General features: G+C 46.1%; 18 protein-coding genes and 2 tRNA genes. All 20 read right to left on the bottom strand.

Annotation, left to right across the window (positions count from 1 at the left end):
* Positions 1-18: 18 nt before the first annotated feature.
* The 20 genes from L7H18_03765 to map all read right to left on the bottom strand — a co-directional run bounded on the left by L7H18_03765 (position 19) and on the right by map (position 18,630).
* Entirely contained in the window at positions 19-1,344 is a 1,326-nt protein-coding gene (locus tag L7H18_03765; protein UMX47539.1) for an HNH endonuclease, read from the bottom strand.
* A 279-nt stretch (positions 1,345-1,623) separates the two neighbouring features.
* Positions 1,624-1,694, bottom strand: a tRNA-Gln gene (locus L7H18_03770).
* A 122-nt stretch (positions 1,695-1,816) separates the two neighbouring features.
* Positions 1,817-2,725, bottom strand: a complete 909-nt coding sequence (locus L7H18_03775) for a permease-like cell division protein FtsX (GenBank protein ID UMX47540.1) — start codon at positions 2,723-2,725, stop codon at positions 1,817-1,819.
* A gap of 153 nt (positions 2,726-2,878) precedes the next feature.
* Positions 2,879-3,577: an ATP-binding cassette domain-containing protein gene (locus L7H18_03780; protein ID UMX47541.1), complete on the bottom strand. Its 699-nt coding sequence runs from the start codon at positions 3,575-3,577 to the stop codon at positions 2,879-2,881.
* A 32-nt stretch (positions 3,578-3,609) separates the two neighbouring features.
* Positions 3,610-4,678, bottom strand: a protein-coding gene (gene prfB, locus L7H18_03785) for a peptide chain release factor 2 (GenBank protein UMX47542.1) whose coding sequence is annotated in 2 segments (ribosomal slippage) — positions 3,610-4,617 and positions 4,619-4,678 — 1,068 coding nt in all. Because the reading frame shifts where the segments join, the coding sequence is not laid out codon by codon here.
* Between the two features lie 157 nt (positions 4,679-4,835).
* Positions 4,836-4,908: transfer RNA gene (locus L7H18_03790), tRNA-Thr, on the bottom strand.
* Positions 4,909-5,481: 573 nt separating this feature from the next.
* Positions 5,482-5,712 (bottom strand): hypothetical protein, encoded by a 231-nt coding sequence (locus L7H18_03795; protein UMX47543.1) that lies wholly within the window; start codon positions 5,710-5,712, stop codon positions 5,482-5,484.
* 140 nt (positions 5,713-5,852) lie between these two features.
* On the bottom strand, positions 5,853-8,678 hold the full coding sequence (locus L7H18_03800; protein ID UMX47544.1) for a UvrD-helicase domain-containing protein: 2,826 nt from the start codon (positions 8,676-8,678) through the stop codon (positions 5,853-5,855).
* A gap of 257 nt (positions 8,679-8,935) precedes the next feature.
* A complete protein-coding gene (locus tag L7H18_03805) occupies positions 8,936-9,415 on the bottom strand; it encodes an iron-sulfur cluster assembly scaffold protein (protein ID UMX48450.1) in 480 nt (159 codons plus the stop codon).
* Between the two features lie 106 nt (positions 9,416-9,521).
* On the bottom strand, positions 9,522-10,739 hold the full coding sequence (locus L7H18_03810; GenBank protein ID UMX47545.1) for a cysteine desulfurase: 1,218 nt from the start codon (positions 10,737-10,739) through the stop codon (positions 9,522-9,524).
* A gap of 102 nt (positions 10,740-10,841) precedes the next feature.
* Entirely contained in the window at positions 10,842-11,246 is a 405-nt protein-coding gene (locus L7H18_03815) for an Rrf2 family transcriptional regulator (protein UMX47546.1), read from the bottom strand.
* Between the two features lie 324 nt (positions 11,247-11,570).
* Positions 11,571-12,203, bottom strand: a complete 633-nt coding sequence (locus L7H18_03820; GenBank protein UMX47547.1) for an SdpI family protein — start codon at positions 12,201-12,203, stop codon at positions 11,571-11,573.
* Between the two features lie 4 nt (positions 12,204-12,207).
* Complete coding sequence (locus L7H18_03825) at positions 12,208-13,011, bottom strand: hypothetical protein (protein ID UMX47548.1); 804 nt, start codon at positions 13,009-13,011, stop codon at positions 12,208-12,210.
* A gap of 2 nt (positions 13,012-13,013) precedes the next feature.
* Positions 13,014-13,364 carry a polymer-forming cytoskeletal protein gene (locus L7H18_03830; GenBank protein UMX47549.1) on the bottom strand — a complete coding sequence of 117 codons (351 nt, stop codon included), beginning with the start codon at positions 13,362-13,364 and terminating at the stop codon, positions 13,014-13,016.
* Between the two features lie 165 nt (positions 13,365-13,529).
* Positions 13,530-14,261: a DNA alkylation repair protein gene (locus L7H18_03835; protein UMX47550.1), complete on the bottom strand. Its 732-nt coding sequence runs from the start codon at positions 14,259-14,261 to the stop codon at positions 13,530-13,532.
* Positions 14,262-14,330: 69 nt separating this feature from the next.
* The gene (locus L7H18_03840; GenBank protein ID UMX47551.1) at positions 14,331-14,846 is read right to left on the bottom strand and encodes a thermonuclease family protein; all 516 of its coding nucleotides are present in this window, start codon (positions 14,844-14,846) and stop codon (positions 14,331-14,333) included.
* On the bottom strand, positions 14,843-15,628 hold the full coding sequence (locus L7H18_03845; protein ID UMX47552.1) for a patatin-like phospholipase family protein: 786 nt from the start codon (positions 15,626-15,628) through the stop codon (positions 14,843-14,845). Before L7H18_03845 ends, L7H18_03840 begins: the two co-directional genes overlap by 4 nt.
* Before the next feature lie 23 nt (positions 15,629-15,651).
* Entirely contained in the window at positions 15,652-16,692 is a 1,041-nt protein-coding gene (galT, locus tag L7H18_03850; GenBank protein UMX47553.1) for a galactose-1-phosphate uridylyltransferase, read from the bottom strand.
* Positions 16,667-17,542 (bottom strand): glycosyltransferase family 2 protein, encoded by an 876-nt coding sequence (locus L7H18_03855; protein ID UMX47554.1) that lies wholly within the window; start codon positions 17,540-17,542, stop codon positions 16,667-16,669. The genes galT and L7H18_03855 overlap by 26 nt, the downstream gene beginning before the upstream one ends.
* Positions 17,543-17,829: 287 nt before the next feature.
* Entirely contained in the window at positions 17,830-18,630 is an 801-nt protein-coding gene (gene map / locus L7H18_03860) for a type I methionyl aminopeptidase (protein UMX47555.1), read from the bottom strand.
* Positions 18,631-18,664: the final 34 nt, after the last annotated feature.

Genomic DNA, 18,664 nt, shown 5'->3' on the forward strand with positions numbered 1-18,664 from the left:
AAAATAATACGTTTTAAATTACGTATTTATAAGTGTATTAAGTTGATTTATTATCATATCTCTAATTATTGGCAAATCACGGGAAGAATAACAGCTATTGTCAAAATAAAAATGTTCATCAAACATCTTGCATAGTTGATCCTCTATCACATGTTCCAAACCAACTAATAAATCTAATTGATTTCCATTTTTTTCACTATCTCCCACATGTCTGAACATCTCCGCCCAATCATATGACCAATAATTCTTTAAATTACCCCTAATAGCAAAATTCTGGATAAAAATTTCTCTCTCTTCTATGTCGCTATATAACTTAATAGTTTCTGGCGAAAGCTTTTTCTGCTCCTCAATAAAATTAACAAGAGCATTGTATAGATTTTGTTCGAACTTTTGACGGCTGTAATCGGGATAGGCTTTAAGCATATAATCCATTACAACGACATTCTGTCGCAAGGTACTTATAGTAATATGGCAATATGTCTCTAGCTGATCTTGTGGTTTATCTTTAGGAGATTCTAGTTGAACGGGATCGGCTTTTTTCTCAATACTTTCAATCCAGCTCTCAAGTAATTCGCACCACTCTGTCCAATTGCTCATTTCCTCAAGCTTCGGTAAAAGCTCAGAATCTAAGTCTTTCAAAATTGCGTCATCATTGTAATGCCAATGTCGGCGCAAAGTAATAATATATCTATTTAAGAGTATTGCGTGTCGACGAGAATCGTAATAATTAAATGAATTTTTCGCTTTATTTTTAATAAATGCTAATTTTTGATCAATTGGTTTAAGTCGACGATTAAATAAGATGCCTCCAATTTTGTTTAAAAATATTTCGGCACTTGTTTGATCCAGCTTGCCATCATTTAAAAATTTAAGATAAGTTGTCGCTGACACATCTATGGCCTCCAATACTTCATTTGCGCCGTATCTTCGCAAAAGATTACCCAATATGGCTTTACCGCTCTCATTAATGGAATAGGGATTTATTTTTGCATCAGCATATTCTTTGATCATTCCTAAAGTTTTATCATCAAGCTTAGATAAAGATTTTTTCCATTCAAACATCAATTCGATTTGCTCTCGGCGTTCTTGCAACATTTCCAATTGCTTTCGCTGTTTTTCGACGACTGCATTATCGCTTAATGGCCTATCGCTTTTACCAATATTACACTCATAACAGCTTGTAATAAGATTTGCGATATCGTTTTCCCCACCTTTGGCAACAGGTTCAATGTGGTCAACCTGTAAAACAACATCGGGCGCTTTACGTCCGCAATAATTACAAGTAAATTTATCCCGCTTAAACACCTCAAAGCGTATTTTTTTGGTTAATGCAATCCTTTCCATGTAATATTAACTATCTAATTATCTCAACCTCGATATTTTCACAAAATAACAAAAAAATCAATAAATACAGTTTTATTGGGATGGAATTTTAAAAATCAAAATGGCCGAGGCGTCTCGGTTACTTGATTTAGCGTATGAAACTTGCCGAAGCAATTGTAATTGAAAAGCCAAAAACCGCAAAAGATGCGGTTTTTGGCTTCTGAATACGGCGCTCAGCCGGTATGACTTAACTGGGTAGAGTAACTATGCGACTCGGTCACCCGACTTAGCATAGGCTAGCTGCGGGACATGGATTCGAACCATGATAAACGGATTCAGAGTCCGTTGTCCTACCATTAGACGATCCCGCAATTTATAATGCCTGATTTAAGATATAAGATTTATGATTTACGAATAACTCAAAATTACGGATTCTTCTTAAATCTTGAATCCTAAATCTTAAATCAAACAATTCGCATTATAGCGGATTGTGTCAGACTTTCAAGTAGCGGGTAATGGCGATCATACTGGAAAAAATTCCCAGTCCGGCGCCGATACCGATCTGGATTCCGATCAGAGTCCAAATTCCGCCAAAGAAATTCTGCCACAAACTCATCCCGGGAAGAATTGCGGCCAGCATCGGGCTCAAATACCAGCAAATCGTCGCCGCGATTAAAAATGAAAACACCGCGCCCAAAATGCCGAAAATCAACCCTTCAACCAAAAACTGCCCGCGCACAAACCATCGCGACGCGCCCACAAGCCGCTGGATGGCAATCTCGCGGCCGCGGCTCAAAATAGCCGTCCGGATAGTGTTATAAGTGACAATCACCGATATAAAGCCGAGAATGGCGAACAATATCAACCCGACCTTCTTGGTGTTTTCGGTGATCGCGAAAATCTTTTGGATTACTTCTTTTTTTTCGTTATAATTCACGCGGTTCACCATATCCTTATATTCATCCTGCGCCAGCAACGCGGAAACTTCGTCAAACTTCACCGTTGATACCGCGCTCACATTCAATAACGAAACAAGCGGATTGCCGTTGATCTCATTGAGCGATTCCAACAAAACCGCGTCATTTTGGTGGCGAATCTTGAAATCTTCCAACGCCTGGTCTTTGGACACATACTGCACATTTTCAATGCCCGGGATTTGATTGATTTTGTCCTTAACTCTCAAAATGTCGTTTTCGGAAACGCTCTCGTTGAAATAAACCGAAATATCCGCCTTGGATTGGAATTCTCTGATCAAAAAAGCGCTCACATCCTTCATCTCGAACAACAGCGAAGTGAGCAAAATCGGAATCATTATTATGAAAATATTGGCTATCGCGATTCCGCCGTCGCGGCTCAAATTGTGCCAACCCAAACCGATTATTCTTTTGATGGAAGTAAACATAGAGTTCCTTGAATAATTTTTAATTGCCAATTTTCAATTTTCAATGAATGATCAATTGCCCAATTTTCAAACAAATACAAAATTTTGCATTCCGTTTGAACTATTGCAACATTGAAAATTCAATGAAAATTAGAAATTGAAAATTGAAAATTTTTAGAGAGCGAACCTTCCCTTCTCTTCGTCGCGGATAACCTTGCCTTTTTCCAGAGTCACTACGCGTCTTTTAAGTTTATTGACAATCTCGCGGTTATGCGTGGCCAGCACCACGGTCGTGCCCATCTCATTGATTTTGAGCAGAAGCTTTAAAATATCCAAAGTGTGATAAGGGTCAAGATTGCCGGTGGGTTCATCGGCCAGCACCACTTCGGGCCGGTGGATCAGCGCGCGCGCAATGGCTACCCGCTGGCGTTCGCCGCCGGAAAGCTCGGCCGGAAAATTTTTCTCGCGGTCGGACAATTCCACGATCTCCAATATCCGCGGCACATCCCGCCTAATTTCAGTGTCGCTGGCGCCGATAACTTTCATCACATAGGCGATATTGTCGCGCACGGTCATATTTGGCAAAAGTTTGTAATCTTGAAAAACCGCGCCAATGCTGCGGCGCAAACCATTGAGATTCCCTTGCTTCAATTTGTAAATGTTCTGGTCTTTGAATAAAATACTGCCGTTGGTCGGTTTTTCTTCAACCAGCATCAGCTTGAAAAGCGTGGTTTTGCCCGCGCCCGACCGACCCACCACCGACACAAATTCGCCCGGCATTATGCCAAACGAAACTCCATCCAGCGCCACGATATTGTTGGCGCCCGCGGTTCGCGAATCATAAACTTTCGTGATGTCGTTAAATTTAATCATTTGATTGAAACCAATTTACAAATCGCGATTCGTTATGCCAGCTTGATTTCCGCTTCGATAAATTTGTCCAATTCTCCGTCAAGGACTTCGTCCACTTGCGTCGTTTCCACTCCGGTGCGCGTATCTTTCACCAGCTTGTAGGGATCAAGCACATAGTTGCGGATCTGGTTGCTCCAACTGGCCGAAACCCGCTCGCCTTTGATCTTCGACAGTTCGGTCTCGCGCGTTTCCCGCATCAGCTGGAACAGCTTCATTTTTAACAATTCCATGGCCCGGTCGCGGTTTTGCCCCTGCACGCGCTCGGTCTGGCAAGTGGTGAATATCCCTGTCGGGATATGGGTAATGCGCACCGCCGACTCGCGTTTATTCACATATTGTCCGCCCGGACCGGACGACCGGTAGAAATCAATCCTCAAATCTTCGGGCTTCAATTCCAAATTTTTCAATTCGCTTTTCGGAAATTCGGGATAAACTTCCACCAGCGCGAATGATGTCTGGCGCAAATGTTTGGCGTTGAACGGAGACAACCTCACCAAACGATGAACGCCGGTTTCTTTTTTCAAATAACCGTATGCCGTCAATCCTTTAATATATACCGAAACTTCTTTATAGCCAACCCGTCCGTCGGTAACGCCATCGCCAAACGACTCGTGCAAAATGGCGGTTTTAAATCCTTTACGCTCGCAATAACGATTGTACATCCGCAAAAGCATCGCGCCCCAATCCTGCGCGTCCTGGCCCCCCGCGCCGGAATGAATTGTCAGTATCGCGTTTTCGCGGTCATATTTGCCCGACAAAAAAACAATTTGTTCGATTGCCTCAAGTTTTTTGAGAGCTTGGGCGATCGCTTCGTTGTCCCCCGCGTCAACCAATAATTCCAGTTCCACTTCCAGATTCTCGAAATCTTCAACCGTTTTTTTCAAACTGGCCAGCTCTTCGCTGACTCGCGACGCCGCATCGGGAGAACTCCAAAAATCCGGCCGGGAAGTTTCGATCTCCAATTCTTTTATCTTCTCTTTTTTGGCGCGAAAGTCAAAGACGGTCCATCAAAAGATGGAGCTTATCCCGCAATTCGTTGATCCGCGAATTTGTGTCCGCCATAATGGTTTATACAATCCCCACTGCCAATTTACCACACAAAAAACCAAAAGTGAAGCTTGGTTTTTGATAATTGTGAAATTGAAAATTGATTGTAAATCAAAAATTGATAATCGAAAATTGCAGAAACAACCTTTTGGGTTGTTTTTGCGAATTTGGGAGCCGAGAAGAGGGGTCGAACCTCCGACCTGCGGTTTACGATACCGCCGCTCTGCCAACTGAGCTATCTCGGCTTGATAACGGGTTTGCCGCCACGACAAAATCTTATCACAAGTAAAAGTTTGAAGCAATAAGCCTTATTAAAAAATGCCCTCACGGGCAAGATTTAAAAACTTGAGAGGATGATGGGGACGATCGGGTTTACATCCGGCGCTGTAATTTTTATATACTCACCGGGAAACCCTTTGGACAGCGCTTTCGGAAACTGTCCCGGAGGCGAAGCCTGAAGGACGGTAACCGGCAACTGTCATATTCTTCCTCATCATTCTCCCAACTTTCACTTTTTCTCGGTAAAACGCTTATCGTCTTACACCTACATTATACAATACTTTTCTATTATTTGTCAATAGCAAAACCCGTAACCCCTCACCGGGGTATTTGTATCTGGGGTCTAACCCCTGTGTAATCGCAGGGGTTAGACCCCTTTAATGGCATTATGAATTTAAATTCGAATACTGTTACAGGGGTCGCGCTAAAGCTTCGCAGGGGAACGACCCCAAATGCAAAAAGCGCTACCCCGGTAAGTGGTTACAAAAACCGGTGGAAACCGAAAATCGGCTTGCCGCCGGCCAAGTTCCCGGGGAAAATCATGGCTGCGGGTTTTGGTTTCCCGGCGTTTCCTTTTCGTAATCCGGCCGTATCTTTTTTCCGGGAATGCCCAGAGCCAGAAAAAAACCGCCCGCGATCAAGCTCATAACTGTCGCCACCTCGAATTGCGTTGCGGACAAAACCGAATTCTTGTGCGCCATTATCCCCAACCCGAACCCGATCAAGATTCCGCCCAGGATTGTAAAAATAAATTTAATGAATCTGTTCATAAATTCATGATTTAAGATTTATGATTTAAGGTTCAAGAATGAATTAAAAATCATAAATCATATCTCTTAAATCTTAAATCAAAGCGACAAAAAAACGAGATTACTCTATTTTATCACAAACAAAGATAAAGTCAGGCAAATTAATGTTTTTTGGAAAAATCACAGATGGCTTTGAACTCGCACCACTCGCACTGCCAACCCGGCTTGGCGCGGAAATCGCTTTTGCTGATTTCCTTGATTATGGAAGCGATCTTGTCGCGCTCGTCAACCACATCTTGCCCGCTCGGAGAAAATGATAACGGCTTGCATTCGTTTAAATAAAAATAAGTCAATTTCTCCGCGTTCAAGTCGAATACTTCCTTGGCCGCAATCTGGTAAATCATCAACTGCATCTTGTCTTCGGGCCGCAACCGCTCCTTGGCGGCGCCGGTTTTGTAATCAATGATTTCAATCCCGCGTCCGCTTTCATCAATGCGGTCAATCTTGCCCGTGATGGAATAGCCGTCGATTTTCAGATTGAAATCCTGCTCCAGCGCCGGCACGCCATTGATGGTGTGTATCCTCGGCCGGCGGACCGAAAAATCTTTCCAAAAATTTTTTAACGATTCCAGCCCTTGTTTGTAATATGTTTCTTTTTCGCTCTTGCCGTCGTACCATTCGTCGATCCAATTTTTTTTGTAAATATCCGCCAGCTGTTTGAAACTCCCTTTTTTGTTTCCCATTTCAAACAAGAATTCGTAAAGCGCGTTATGCATTGTTTTGCCATAGCTGAAAAACGCTTTACCGCGCGTGGGAATCCGCAAAATATGGGCAAATTTGTATTGCATCGGACACTTCTCGAACGCCGCCAACTGCGTGAACGAAAAGTGGCCCGGCAAAACTCCGCGCGCTTGCGGCTTGCGGTAGTTGTTGGCAACGCGCACCGTACGCACTTCATCTTCATGGTTGTCGCCGTTATAACCCATTTCATGCAAAAACCGCGAAATCTTTTTGGGTCTTATCCCGCCATAGTCCGCGGCCGAGGTCAAATACAATCCGCGCCGCGCCCGAGTCATTGCCACATAAAATAAACGCCTTTCTTCTTCCAAATGCGCGTCGCCGGCCGGAACCGGATCGTTTGCCAATTCCTCGGGAATTTCGATTTCGTCGCCGCGCGCGCCGGTCGGAAATTTCCGATCAACAAGATTGGCGATGAAAACATACTCGAATTCCAGCCCTTTGGCGGAATGAATCGTCATGATCTGCACCGCGTCCGGAGTTTTAATCGGATCGAAATTCAATTTGCCTTCCTCTCCGGATTCGATTTCCATATCAAGTTCATCAACAAATTTTTTCAAATTGGGATCGATATTGGCCGCTTCAAAATCCTTGATTTTGCCATAAAATTGGCCTATAAAATCAATCTCGCCGCGGCGATCCTGGCGCACCAATTGCTCCAGATAACCCGAATCTTCCAAAAATGACAGCATCAATTCGGAAACTTTTCTTTCCCGCACGATCGCGCCGTGCTTTGACGCCATTTCCAGCAATTTGTTGATGCCCGCGATGCCGTGCTCGGTCAGTCCGCTTATCAACGGCAGTTCGTTTAACGACTCATAAATCGATTGGGATTTTTTATACCCGTACTGGGTAATTTTAACGATATCCGCGTTGGGAATCATCAAAAACGGCATATTGATCACCCGCCACACCGCCGAACTTTCGTGGTAATTGTTTAAAAACTTCAGGTAGGAAATGATGTCCAGCACCGCGGGCTTGGAATATAAACCTTTTAACGCCATAAATTGCGCCGGCACGCCCGACCGCTCGCACGCGCGCGCGAATTGGCCGGCGCTCTCGTTGGCCCGCAGTAAAATCGCGAAATCGCCGTAACCGCAATTTTTTTCCTCCTTTAGAATTTTAATGATTTCATTGACCACGCCCTGCACTTCCTGCTCCACGCTTTTAAAATGCAAATGCCTGATGACGCCATCGCAATCCGCGTCAGCGATCAAACGCTTGTCTATTTTATCAATAAATTCTAAACGCCGCGGATTGTTGGCCTGGATAAAATTATAAGCCTGATCCAAAATATTCTGGCATGAACGGTAATTGCGCGTCAGCACCACGCTCTCCGCTTCGGGAAAATCTCTCTTAAACTGGACGATATTGCCAAAACTGGCGCCGCGCCAGCGATAAATCGCCTGGTCGTCGTCGGCGCATACGGTAAGATTGTTGTTCGGGGCGGCGATAAGCTTAACCAGCTCGTATTGTATCCAATTGGTGTCTTGAAACTCATCCACCAGAATATATTTGAATTGCTTGCGGAATTTTTCCAGAACCGCGGGCCGTTTTTTAAAAAGATCAACCGCGTAATTAAGCAAATCGCCGAAATCCAGCAAATTATTTTCCATTAATAAATTCCGATAATGTTCATAAGCGCGGACCAGTTCAAGCAACCTTTCTTTTTCTTCAACCGCGCCTTTGGCATACTTTAAATAATCCGCGGGAAATATTCCCTGGTCTTTGCACCGCGAGAAATGATTGAGTAGGGCGTGGATGAACTTTGCCGGATTGCCCAGCGGTTTGTAATATTTCAACTTCAAGCGGTCAAGATTGTTCCGCACCAAAAGCCACGCCGCGGTTTGGTCAACCAGCTTGAAATTTCCCGGAATACCGATATCCAGCCCGTTTTGGCGCAAAACCCGCTCGCAAAACGAATGGAAAGTGCATATCCAAAGATCGGCATAGGCAAGCGACAACAGATCGTCCACGCGGTCTTCCATTTCGCCCGCGGCTTTGTCGGTGAAAGTAAGCGCCAAAATCTCCTCGGGCTTGGCCAATCCTTGCTCAACAAGCCAGGCGATCCGGTGCGTGATTGCCCTGGTCTTCCCGGTCCCCGCCCCCGCCACGATCAAAAGCGGCCCCTCGCCATGGGTAACGGCGGTTTTTTGCTCCTTATTTAACTTTTCCAAATCAATCGCCATACAAAAACTTGACAAAAAAATTATCTATGTTAAACGCTTGTTATGGATATCGGAGATTTTATTTTGGGTGTGATAACAGGAATGATGATCGAAATACTGATAATAATGATGGCGATCATCATATATTATGTTCCAAATTAAAAGATATCCCTTTTTTTAAATCCCACTTTTGCATTTTAGCGTAAAATCAAAAAATTTAAAAACGCCTCTTACGATTGTCAGGGCGTTTTTGTTTTATTGTTCGTCAATGTTCAATTTTATTGATTATGAATTTCTTCTTCTTTTTGCGTCCAATCTTTGTATTTTTCTTCCACAATATCTTTTTCTTTTTTGATCCGATGATGTTTTTCCTCCAATTCTTTGGGAATCGCGCGGTTTTGCTTGGCGTAATAATCAAAAATCGCTTCCGCCAGCGCGTCGGCGGCCAAAACCGAACAATGCAATTTAATCGGCGGCAGGCCGCCCAAACTTTGCACGATCTCTTGCTTGTCAATGGCAATCGCCTCTTCTAAAGTTTTTTCTTTTGCCAAATCCGTAATCGCGCTGGAAGTGGCAATCGCCGCCACGCACCCGAAAGTTTCAAATTTAATGTCTTTGATGATTTCTTTTCCCGCTTTATTCTTGCCCACTTTGATATACAGCCACATCACATCGCCGCAGACCAAGTTACCCACTTTGCCGACGCCGTCAGGGTTCTTGATCTTGCCATAGTTGTGTGGCCGGGAAAAATGTTCCATCACATCGGCGGTATAAGGACCGCTGGCGGCGGTTCTTCCTTTCGGACATACGCCGCATTTGGGTTCGCAAACCGCGCGACTTTTTGTCGTTTTTTTTGTAATTTTCTTAGTCATTGGCTTTAAACGGCGAAATTTCTCTCAACCTCGTTATTATTTTGGGCAAGGTTTTCAAAACATAATTTACATCCGAATCCTTGGTCTGGCGCCCTATCGACAACCGGAGCGAGCCGTGCGCCTCCTGGGGCTTTAAACCGATGGCGGTAAGCACATGGCTGGCGGTCAGTTTGGCCGATGAGCAGGCCGAACCGGTCGACGCGGCAATGCCGTTGATGTCCATCTGGATGATCATCGACTCGCCCTCCACAAACTCAAACCAAATGTTGGCGTTGCCCGGCAAGCGTTTGGCCGGATGGCCGTTTAAATGGGAACGAGGAATGTTTTTTAATATCCCGGCGATCAATTTATCGCGCAATTTTATCTGGCGCGCCGATTCTTTGGCCATTTCTTTTTTGGCGATCAACGCCGCCTGCGCGAAACCATAGATCGCCGGCACATTCACCGTGGATGAACGCATTCCCGATTCCTGGCCGCCGCCGTGCAATATCGGTTCGATTTTCACTCCTTGGCGAACGAACAAACAAGCCGCGCCTTTCGGTCCGTAAATTTTTTGCGAACTGGCGGTCAATAAATCAATGTTCATTTTGGAAACATCAATTTCAATTTTGCCGAATGATTGCGCCGCGTCGGTGTGAAAATACGCGCCTTTATCGCGGCATATCTTGCCGATTTCGGCAATCGGCTCAATCGTGCCGATTTCATTGTTGGCGTGCATCACCGAAACCAGCACCGTGTCGGAACGGATTGCCGCGGCGACATCGTCGGGATTTGCCAAGCCGTATTTGTCAACTTTGAGGCGCGTCACTTCAAATCCCTGCTTTTCCAGCCACGCCGCGCTTTCCATCACGCACGCGTGCTCAATCGGCGAGATGATCAGATGTTTTCCTTTTTGGCGATTGGCAAACATCACGCCCTTCAACGCCAAATTATTGCTTTCGGTGGCCGATCCGGTAAAAATAATTTCTTTCGCCGGCGCGCCGATAACCGACGCGACATCTTGGCGGCTTTGTTCCAAAACCGCGCGGGCATCCTGGCCGAAAGAATGAAACGACATTGAATTGGCAAAAATTTCCGGCAAAATACCGGCGGCAAGTTTGGCCGCCCGCGGATCAACCGGAGTGGCCGCGCCATAATCCATATATATCCGCTTGGGTTGCAACTGACGATCGCTTTTATTTTTCTTAACAATTATTTTTTTAACCATCATATTGTTTAAAAATTTAAAATGCAAAAATCAAAATGAAAAGTTAAAATGAAGAAACGACATTTTTAATTTTAAACTGTCATTTTTCATTTTGATTTTTACATTTTAAATTTTTTTGTTAATTAAATCATCCAAACTCACGGAATCGAGAAAATCGCTGACCGCGGCTTGCATTTTGATCCACAGGCATTTGGTTAAACAATCGTTTTGGCGCGGACATTTGCCGTCGATGCACTTAACTTTCGTGGCCGGATTTTCAATGGCGTTAAAAATCTCTCCGATCTTAATTTTGTCCGCGCTTTTGCCCATAATATATCCGCCGCGCACGCCCTTTTTGGCCGCCACCAAATTCGCTTTCAAAAGCTTGGCGAAAATTTTTTCCAAATAATCCGCGGGCATTTTCTCGCGGATGGCAATCTCGCGCACCGACACCGCGCGGTTATCAATTGAATTTTGCGCCAAATAAGCCATCGCCCGCAACCCGTATTGCACCTTGGTGGATATCTTCATCGTAAATGTAAAATGTAAATATCAAAGATAAAAATGACAATTTAAAAATTAAAAATTACAATTAAACAATTTTAAATTTTACTCTGTCGCTTTCCATTTTGATTTTTTAACTTCAAATTATATTAAAGCCGACTCTTTTCGTCGGCTTTAATATATCATCATTGAACCGCGCCTGTCAAATTGAAAATAGTTCCTTTGAATTGCGAAGCCGTTAAATTCAAACGCTTTAAAGGGGTCTAACCCTTGCGATTATCCCTCGCAAAAGCCTCGGGACAGGCGCGAGGGATAGACCCCAAATACAAAGCGTTTCGCAACTCAAGATAATTAAGTTTTCTTTTTAAATTCCAAATACGAATAAACAACCAGATAGAAAGACAAAATTATTATCAAGCCCGTAAAGATTATAAATCCCCATTCACCCAAAAAGATCGTTGCCAAACTTAAAATAGCGATAATCTTAAAAATTTTCGCGCCCAATTTGTTGGTTTTGTCCCAGACCTTTTCGCTCGACAGAGTCCATGGAGTGCGGATGCCGATGAACCAATTTTGTTTTGTGTTTTCCAAGATCGTAGCGATAAAATAGAAAAGGATGGCCATTGCCGGCATAATCGCCGCGGTCATATTAAATTCGATGCCGTTGTTGAACAGAACGGTAAGCGCGTAAATATAGGCCATAAACGCCACGAACGCGGATATGAATTTATCATAATAATTACCGAACTTCGCGTAATTCTCTTTCAAGGGATCAATCTTGGGCAAGACTAAAAATAATAAAAACATCGCCAAAGTGATTATGGGCATCAAAAACAACGCCCAAAATTTAGGCATATAACCGTTGGCGTTCCCGTCGCTTCCCCAATGGCTGGCCATCAATTCCGGCATTGCCGCATAGAAATACGCGCCCGCGGCAAAACACAAAACTATTGCCGCAAAATCAATTTTTTCAATGTTCTTCATGAATTTACGGCCTATCGGCAATCCCCTTGTTTTTGGAGAAAAGATAACGCATGCCGCCCAAACCCCAGACGATCGCGGCAAACGAGAATATGCCGCCGATCACCGGTATGGCGAATAAAATCCAAAGAACGGCAACGCCGACCAGCGCTTGGGCGGCCGGTGAATCCTGCTTGCTTTTCCAATAGTCTTTGGTAATTTTTCTGCCCACCGCGATCGCGGCCAAAACTCTTGACAGAAACAGCGCGGCGATAAAAAGCAAGACTGCCAGTATCGCCACCGGAATGCCGATGATTGTAATCGCCAGCGCAATCGCGGCAATCGGAACCGCGATCATAATTATCAATCCCCAGCCAAACGACCGGCCGGGTTTTTTCAAGATCGCCCCGGCAATCTTTGATGTGAGATTTTTAAATAAAAACACCAGCGCCAGCGCAACCGCCAGATTGATAATAAGACCCATCGCTTTGTCCGCGGCATTTTGCCAAACTGTTTTTCGCGCCTTCGAAAAAACCGTGCCGTCCTTGACCGCGGGAACGGTTCGATTGACGCCGCCCAAAATCTGCCCGCCCTGATTTGCCAATTCGTTGTCGCTGGTATAGTTCAGCTCGCCGCCAATACGGCTGTCTTTTCGCAAAGTCAGATTTTTATCGTAAAAATCGGCATTGCCGGCGATATCGCCGTTAATGGATATTCTGTTGCCGGCGCCGGCGATATTGCCGGCGATCCGGCCGCCGATATCGGCTTGCTGGCCGGCAAAAAGCATTTCTCCGGCGATCGCCGAACCGGCCGATATTGTTTGCGCCGCCACGGTTACATTTCTCCCGCCGCGCCGCTGATTTTCACAATCTGGCCAACGCACCGCACGCTTCCGCTCACGGCGCCGGTGATCGTGATATTTTGACCGGCGCAAATGATATCGCCGTCGACGGCGCCGTTAATATCGATATTCTGTCCGGCGCAAATGATATCGCCTTTAATATCGCCGTCAATCATGACCGTTTGGCCGGAAGCTAAAAGCGTTCCATCGACAACCTCGCTTTTGGGCACGACAACCTGCGATCCGGTTCTTGCCGCGAAAGCAAGCGCGTCCTTTGGAAACACGAAATTCAGAATCAAAAAAACCGCGAAAAAGAAACGCGCGAACAAGCGTTTTGTGTTCATATGTGGTTATTCACCGGTTATTATTTTACTTTGAATTATGAAACGCTTTACATTCTGGGGTCTATCCCTTGCGCCTGTCCCGAGGCTTTTGCGAGGGATAATCGCAAGGGTTAGACCCCTTCAAAGCATTTGAATTTAATGGTTTCGTAATCCAAGATATTTTAATCATTTTACCATTGATGGATGTTTTAAAGAAGCCCGCTTCATATAATGTTCCCTTCTTTCGCCGCTGAATTTCTCGATCGCGTAACGCAACATCATGCGCGGCATCGTCTTGTAATGCTTGTTCAAAAAATCTTCCTCGGTTTCCCGCCCGCAACGATTGCCGATTTCCCGCAACGCCCAACCAACCGCTTTGTGAATCAAATCTTCTTTATCGCCAAGCAGAAGCTCGGCAATTTCCAACGCGGCGCGGCAATCGCCATTTTTTATAAAGAAAAATGTCGCCAGTATCGCGATCCGCCGCTCCCACAAGCTTTTTGACCTCGCCAGCTTGAAAAGAATGCTTTTGTCTTTGCCCTCCAAATATCCGCCGACGATTTGCGGCGCGGTCAAATCCACCAAATCCCAATTATTGACATATTTCGTATTTTTCAAATACAGATCGAAAATTTTTCGTTTTGTTTTATCGTCCCCTTTTTGAAATTTCTTCACCAAAATCAAAAGCGCGGCCATACGCTCCTCATGAAATTCGCTTTCCAGCAGTTTTCGCGCTTCGTCGGGCGTAATTTCTTCCCAACATTTTTTAATCGCCGCCCGTATTTGCGGCACCATCGCGCCCAAAAACTTGTCGCCCTCGGCATATTCTCCCGGCCCGGTCTTAAAAAACCTCTGCAACTCCCGAGCCTTTTCCTTGCTCGCTCCAATTCGCAATTCTCTTTGTATTTTTTCTATCATATTTTCCTTTCTTTTGAATTTTAATGTTGATAAATTGCATGAGCCCATCACAATTTATCAACATTAAAATTATTTTCCCCACTTACAGCCGGTTTTAGACTCAATCGCTTTTGTTTCCGCCGCGGCGATTTCGGTTTTGTATTTTTGATTTTCCGGGTAAAAGCGCGCGATTGCCAAGCCCTCGGCAACCATCTTTTGATTGATGTTTTCGCTGTCCAAAAATATATAACGCAGTTGCCGGCCATATTGGTCCGAATCTTCGCTGTCCGCTTCCAGCGATACGGTTTTCCCCAAAATCAATTCCTCCAACCGCAAGCGGCCCGCGTCATAGCACGGATATCCTTTTTCATCCGCGTCGATTCCCAGCAAACGCACATGATCGCCGCCCGAAACCACAATTGTATCGCCGTCAAGAACCTTGGTGACAATCGCTTTTTGGACTCGCGCCGGCGCGTTTGAGACCGCATTTTCGTTTTGCGCGGGAAAAACGGCGATTTGATCGCGGCCAAACCAAGCCGCGGCCGATAAAACCAGAACAAACAGGGCGGCGATTATTGATTTATTTTGTCCGGGAGTAATTTTCATTTTTTTATCGCGAGCAAAAGATTTTGAATCTGTTTTGCCGCGTTTTCCCGGCCTTGGGCCGCGATCTTTTCCATTATGAAAAAATCAAACCACTTAAACGATGCCACTGCCGGTTTGAAGCAAAAATCGCATTGCCTTTCCTCGAACCCGCTCAATTCTTTCTGGATGATATCCATCGCGCGCGCGGCGATCTCGATGCGGTTAATCTTGCCGGCTTTTTCATCGTCGATCCGGTCAACCGCGTAAATCGACGAACCGATCACGAATTCCGCGCCCGCGGCGCGCGCTTCTCCGGCCGGCAAATTGCGCGTCGCGCCGCCATCGATATAAAATTTGCCGCCGATCTCGCGCGCGGCGAACACTCCCGGATAAGCCGACGATGCCATTACCGCGGCCACCGGGTCGCCGGAATTAAAAACTTCCCGCTCACCCGTGGCAAGATTGGTGGCGCAACAAGAAAAAGGAATCGCCAATTGGTCGAATTTTTTGCCTTTGCACAACTCCGCCAGCGCCAGCTGGATGTATTCCAACGCGCCGTCCGCGCCTTTGGCAAACAGCAGTTTGTTTTTCTTGCCGAAATTACCGATCGCGTCATCGTAAAATCTATGCAATGTCTCCAAACCGCCGATCGCGTACGCCAATCCGATAATCGCGCCCGCGGAAGTTCCGCAAACGAAATTGATTTTTATCCCGGATTTTTCGATTTCTTCAATCGCCCCGATATGCGCCACCCCCAGCGCCCCGCCGCCGCTCAAAGCAAGTCCGATTTTTTTATTGGTCATAATGATAAAGCCGCGAAATAGGTTTATTGCGCGCGCAAATACTCGGCGGCGGATTCGGGAGTAATGGTGGAAATTTCGATACGGGCTCCGAATTCAAAACCGGCCATAGTGCTGGTTTTGGGCATTATAGTCCAATGGTAATGATAGAAAGAATAATCGCCGCCATCGCTGGGCGCGGTGTGCAAATAGAAATTATACGGCGGATCGCCCAACCCTTTATATATTTTTTTCATCACCGCGGAAAATATATCGGCCAGACTTTTTATCAAGGCCGGAGTGATCTTTTCAAAATAGGGCGAATGTTTTTTGGGCGCGATAATCACTTGAAAAGCCGATTTGGGCGCGAACGGGCAAGTGGCGATAAAATCTTTGTTTTCATAAACAATGCGCGCTTTGTCTTTGCGCTCCCAAGCCGTCATTTCGCAACTGATGCATTTTTTGTTCCTTTGATAATATCTTTTTGAATTGGCCAAAGCATTGCGCACATCGACATCGATCAAGGGGCTGGTAATAATCTGTGAATGCGGATGCGGCTGGGACGCGCCCGCTTCCACTCCGTGATTGTGAAAAATTGAAATGTATTTCACGAAGTCGCGCTTTTTGAGATCCAAATAGCGCGTCCGATAAGCGGCAATCAATTCTTCCACCGCCGCGACATCCATTAGCGCGATATGTTTTTCGTGGCTGCGCGTAACCACCACTTCGCAAAAACCCGCCGCGTCCATCGAATGATAAAGCGGCCCCACGCGCTGTTTGCAAATTTTGGCGCCCTCAACCGCGCAAAACGCCGGAAATTTATTGGGAATTACAGCCAGCGTCCAATCGGCCGGCAACAAAGCCGCGTCGACTTTTTTTCCGTTGGCCAGCGCCATAATCGGCGGCGCCTGCTTTTCCAAATTGCAAAAAATACAATCCTGCGGCGTTATGGGCGAATGTATCCGCTCGCGTTTGAACGCCTCGGGCCGCTTGCCGCGGCCGGGCGCGATCACCACCCAGTCCCGGGAAACTTCGTCGTAACGCAACTGCGATGGACAGCATTTATTGTTGTTTTCTGTTTGTTCCATATACTCCTTTGATAAGATTTAAACGAATGCGCATCAAATCCTGGAACATCTTCACCATCGAGCCGACTTTGACGGTACTGCGCGTGTCATTCTTCCACAATATGCCGACTTCCTTGATCCGCAACTTGGCCCGTCGAACAAGCGCCAGGATTTCCGGATCAAACGCAAACCGGTCGATTTTGCATTTCGGCAAAATTTCCCGCGCGGCCATGGCGGTCATTGCTTTGAAACCGCACTGCGTATCTTTGATCGCCCAAGTGCCAACCATGATATTGGTTAATAATCCCCAACCCTCCCCCAAAAACCGCCGGATCATCGGCTGGGGCGGCTCAAGCTTCGCGCCTTTGGCATCGCGCGAACCGATTACCACATCATAACCTTCTTTGAAATATGGCAGGAGTTTTTCCACCTGTTCGATTGGCGTGGAATTATCCGAATCGGTGAATAATCTGACCTGGCCCTTGGCCGCCAACATTCCCTGCCGCACCACATAACCCTTGCCGTGGTTTGCCCGGTTATCAATCAATTTCAAATTGCCCACCTTGCCGATCAGCGCCTCCACCGCGGCCGCGGTCCCGTCTTTTGACCCGTCATTGACTACGATAATCTCGTAAGCATACGGTTGTTTTTTTAAATAATCGCCGATCGCGGTCAAAGTCCGCGGCAAACGCTGTTCTTCATTGTATGCCGGCACCACCACCGAAAGATAGACATCCCGATTGGCGGCGGATCGAAACGATCTTGGCGCTCCGCCGGCCGCCCGGCCGCGGCCGCGCGCGCCTCCCCTGCCGCTTAGATTGCCCTTGCTTCTTCCATTCACCTTATTGATTTCACCATTGTTGCTGATCATTATTTTGCGTTATTGTTCGTTATTGCTTTTCGTCCCTTTTTATAATCTACCACAAAACCCGGTTCCAAACAAAAACGGAAGCCTTGTCTCTGTTTTTTCAAAAATTATATTACTTTGAATCGCGAAATAGCGAATTTTGAAATCAATTTTTTTGCGTAATCGCCAGAAATTTGATTTCAAAATTAGCGCGGTAACCGCCGCGTTCGGTGAAAATTGACTTCCCAAAAGCTGAAGTCAAATTTCCCCAAACGCTAGTTTCGCAATTCAAAGGAAATCAATTGGCTGAATTAGTTTTTAAATTCGTCTTCATTTGGCGATTCGGGTTCATCGATTTTTGTCAGAATACGGGCGCCGTCGGGAAAAATCGCGATAGTGTGTTCAAAGTGCGCCGCCCAGCCGCCGTCTTTAACGCGGTAAGTCCAGCCGTTCTTGTCGCGGTAAATATCCGGATTCCCGGCGGTCACCATCGGCTCCGGACAAAAAACCATACCGACTTTAATCGCCGGCCCTTTGTGCCGCCGGCCGTAATTCATAACTTGAGGATCCTCGTGCAGGCTTTTGCCAATGCCGTGTCCGCACAAATCCGAAATCACATGAAATCCTTGGCTTTCCACATAGCGTTCAATGGTGTTGCCCACATCGCCGAAAGTATTGCCGGCGCGGGATTTTTTTATGGCGTATTTCAGCGCTTTTTTGGTAATGCGCAGCATGCGCCGTGTTTCCGGCGCGGCCTCGCCCACCGCCACCGACAGCGCGGTATCGGTGTGGAATCCTTTATAAACCATACCCACATCGACCGTGACCAAATCTCCGTCTTTAACAATTCTTTCGGAAGGAATCCCGTGCACCACCTCGTCGTTGATGGAGACGCAGGTCGCGGCCGGAAAACCGCCGCCGCCCGAATTCTCGGGCAAACTGAAAGATGGTTTCCCGCCGCACTCGAAAATCAATTTCTCCGCCAGATTATCAATCTCTTTGGTGGCAATGCCGATTTTCACTTCATCTTTCAAGCGCGCCAAAACCGAGGCCAACAGCTTGCCTCCTTGAGCGATTATTTCCAAATCTTTGGGTGTTTTAATGTAAATCATTTTTTGACAAAACTGTCCCGCCTTGGCGGGACAG

It is taken from the genome of Candidatus Nealsonbacteria bacterium DGGOD1a (assembly GCA_022530585.1).
In the GTDB taxonomy this organism is placed as follows: Bacteria; Patescibacteriota; Minisyncoccia; order Minisyncoccales; family UBA5738; genus UBA5738.

Bases quoted from the DNA above. Each gene is read 5' to 3' on its own strand.
- L7H18_03765 (UMX47539.1), bottom strand. From the start codon at position 1,344: ATGGAAAGGATTGCATTAACCAAAAAAATACGCTTTGAGGTGTTTAAG.
- L7H18_03775 (UMX47540.1), bottom strand. From the start codon at position 2,725: ATGTTTACTTCCATCAAAAGAATAATCGGTTTGGGTTGGCACAATTTG.
- L7H18_03780 (UMX47541.1), bottom strand. From the start codon at position 3,577: ATGATTAAATTTAACGACATCACGAAAGTTTATGATTCGCGAACCGCG.
- L7H18_03795 (UMX47543.1), bottom strand. From the start codon at position 5,712: ATGAACAGATTCATTAAATTTATTTTTACAATCCTGGGCGGAATCTTG.
- L7H18_03800 (UMX47544.1), bottom strand. From the start codon at position 8,678: ATGGCGATTGATTTGGAAAAGTTAAATAAGGAGCAAAAAACCGCCGTT.
- L7H18_03805 (UMX48450.1), bottom strand. From the start codon at position 9,415: ATGGAACATTTTTCCCGGCCACACAACTATGGCAAGATCAAGAACCCT.
- L7H18_03810 (UMX47545.1), bottom strand. From the start codon at position 10,739: ATGATGGTTAAAAAAATAATTGTTAAGAAAAATAAAAGCGATCGTCAG.
- L7H18_03815 (UMX47546.1), bottom strand. From the start codon at position 11,246: ATGAAGATATCCACCAAGGTGCAATACGGGTTGCGGGCGATGGCTTAT.
- L7H18_03820 (UMX47547.1), bottom strand. From the start codon at position 12,203: ATGAAGAACATTGAAAAAATTGATTTTGCGGCAATAGTTTTGTGTTTT.
- L7H18_03830 (UMX47549.1), bottom strand. From the start codon at position 13,364: ATGAACACAAAACGCTTGTTCGCGCGTTTCTTTTTCGCGGTTTTTTTG.
- L7H18_03835 (UMX47550.1), bottom strand. From the start codon at position 14,261: ATGATAGAAAAAATACAAAGAGAATTGCGAATTGGAGCGAGCAAGGAA.
- L7H18_03840 (UMX47551.1), bottom strand. From the start codon at position 14,846: ATGAAAATTACTCCCGGACAAAATAAATCAATAATCGCCGCCCTGTTT.
- L7H18_03845 (UMX47552.1), bottom strand. From the start codon at position 15,628: ATGACCAATAAAAAAATCGGACTTGCTTTGAGCGGCGGCGGGGCGCTG.
- galT (UMX47553.1), bottom strand. From the start codon at position 16,692: ATGGAACAAACAGAAAACAACAATAAATGCTGTCCATCGCAGTTGCGT.
- L7H18_03855 (UMX47554.1), bottom strand. From the start codon at position 17,542: ATGATCAGCAACAATGGTGAAATCAATAAGGTGAATGGAAGAAGCAAG.
- map (UMX47555.1), bottom strand. From the start codon at position 18,630: ATGATTTACATTAAAACACCCAAAGATTTGGAAATAATCGCTCAAGGA.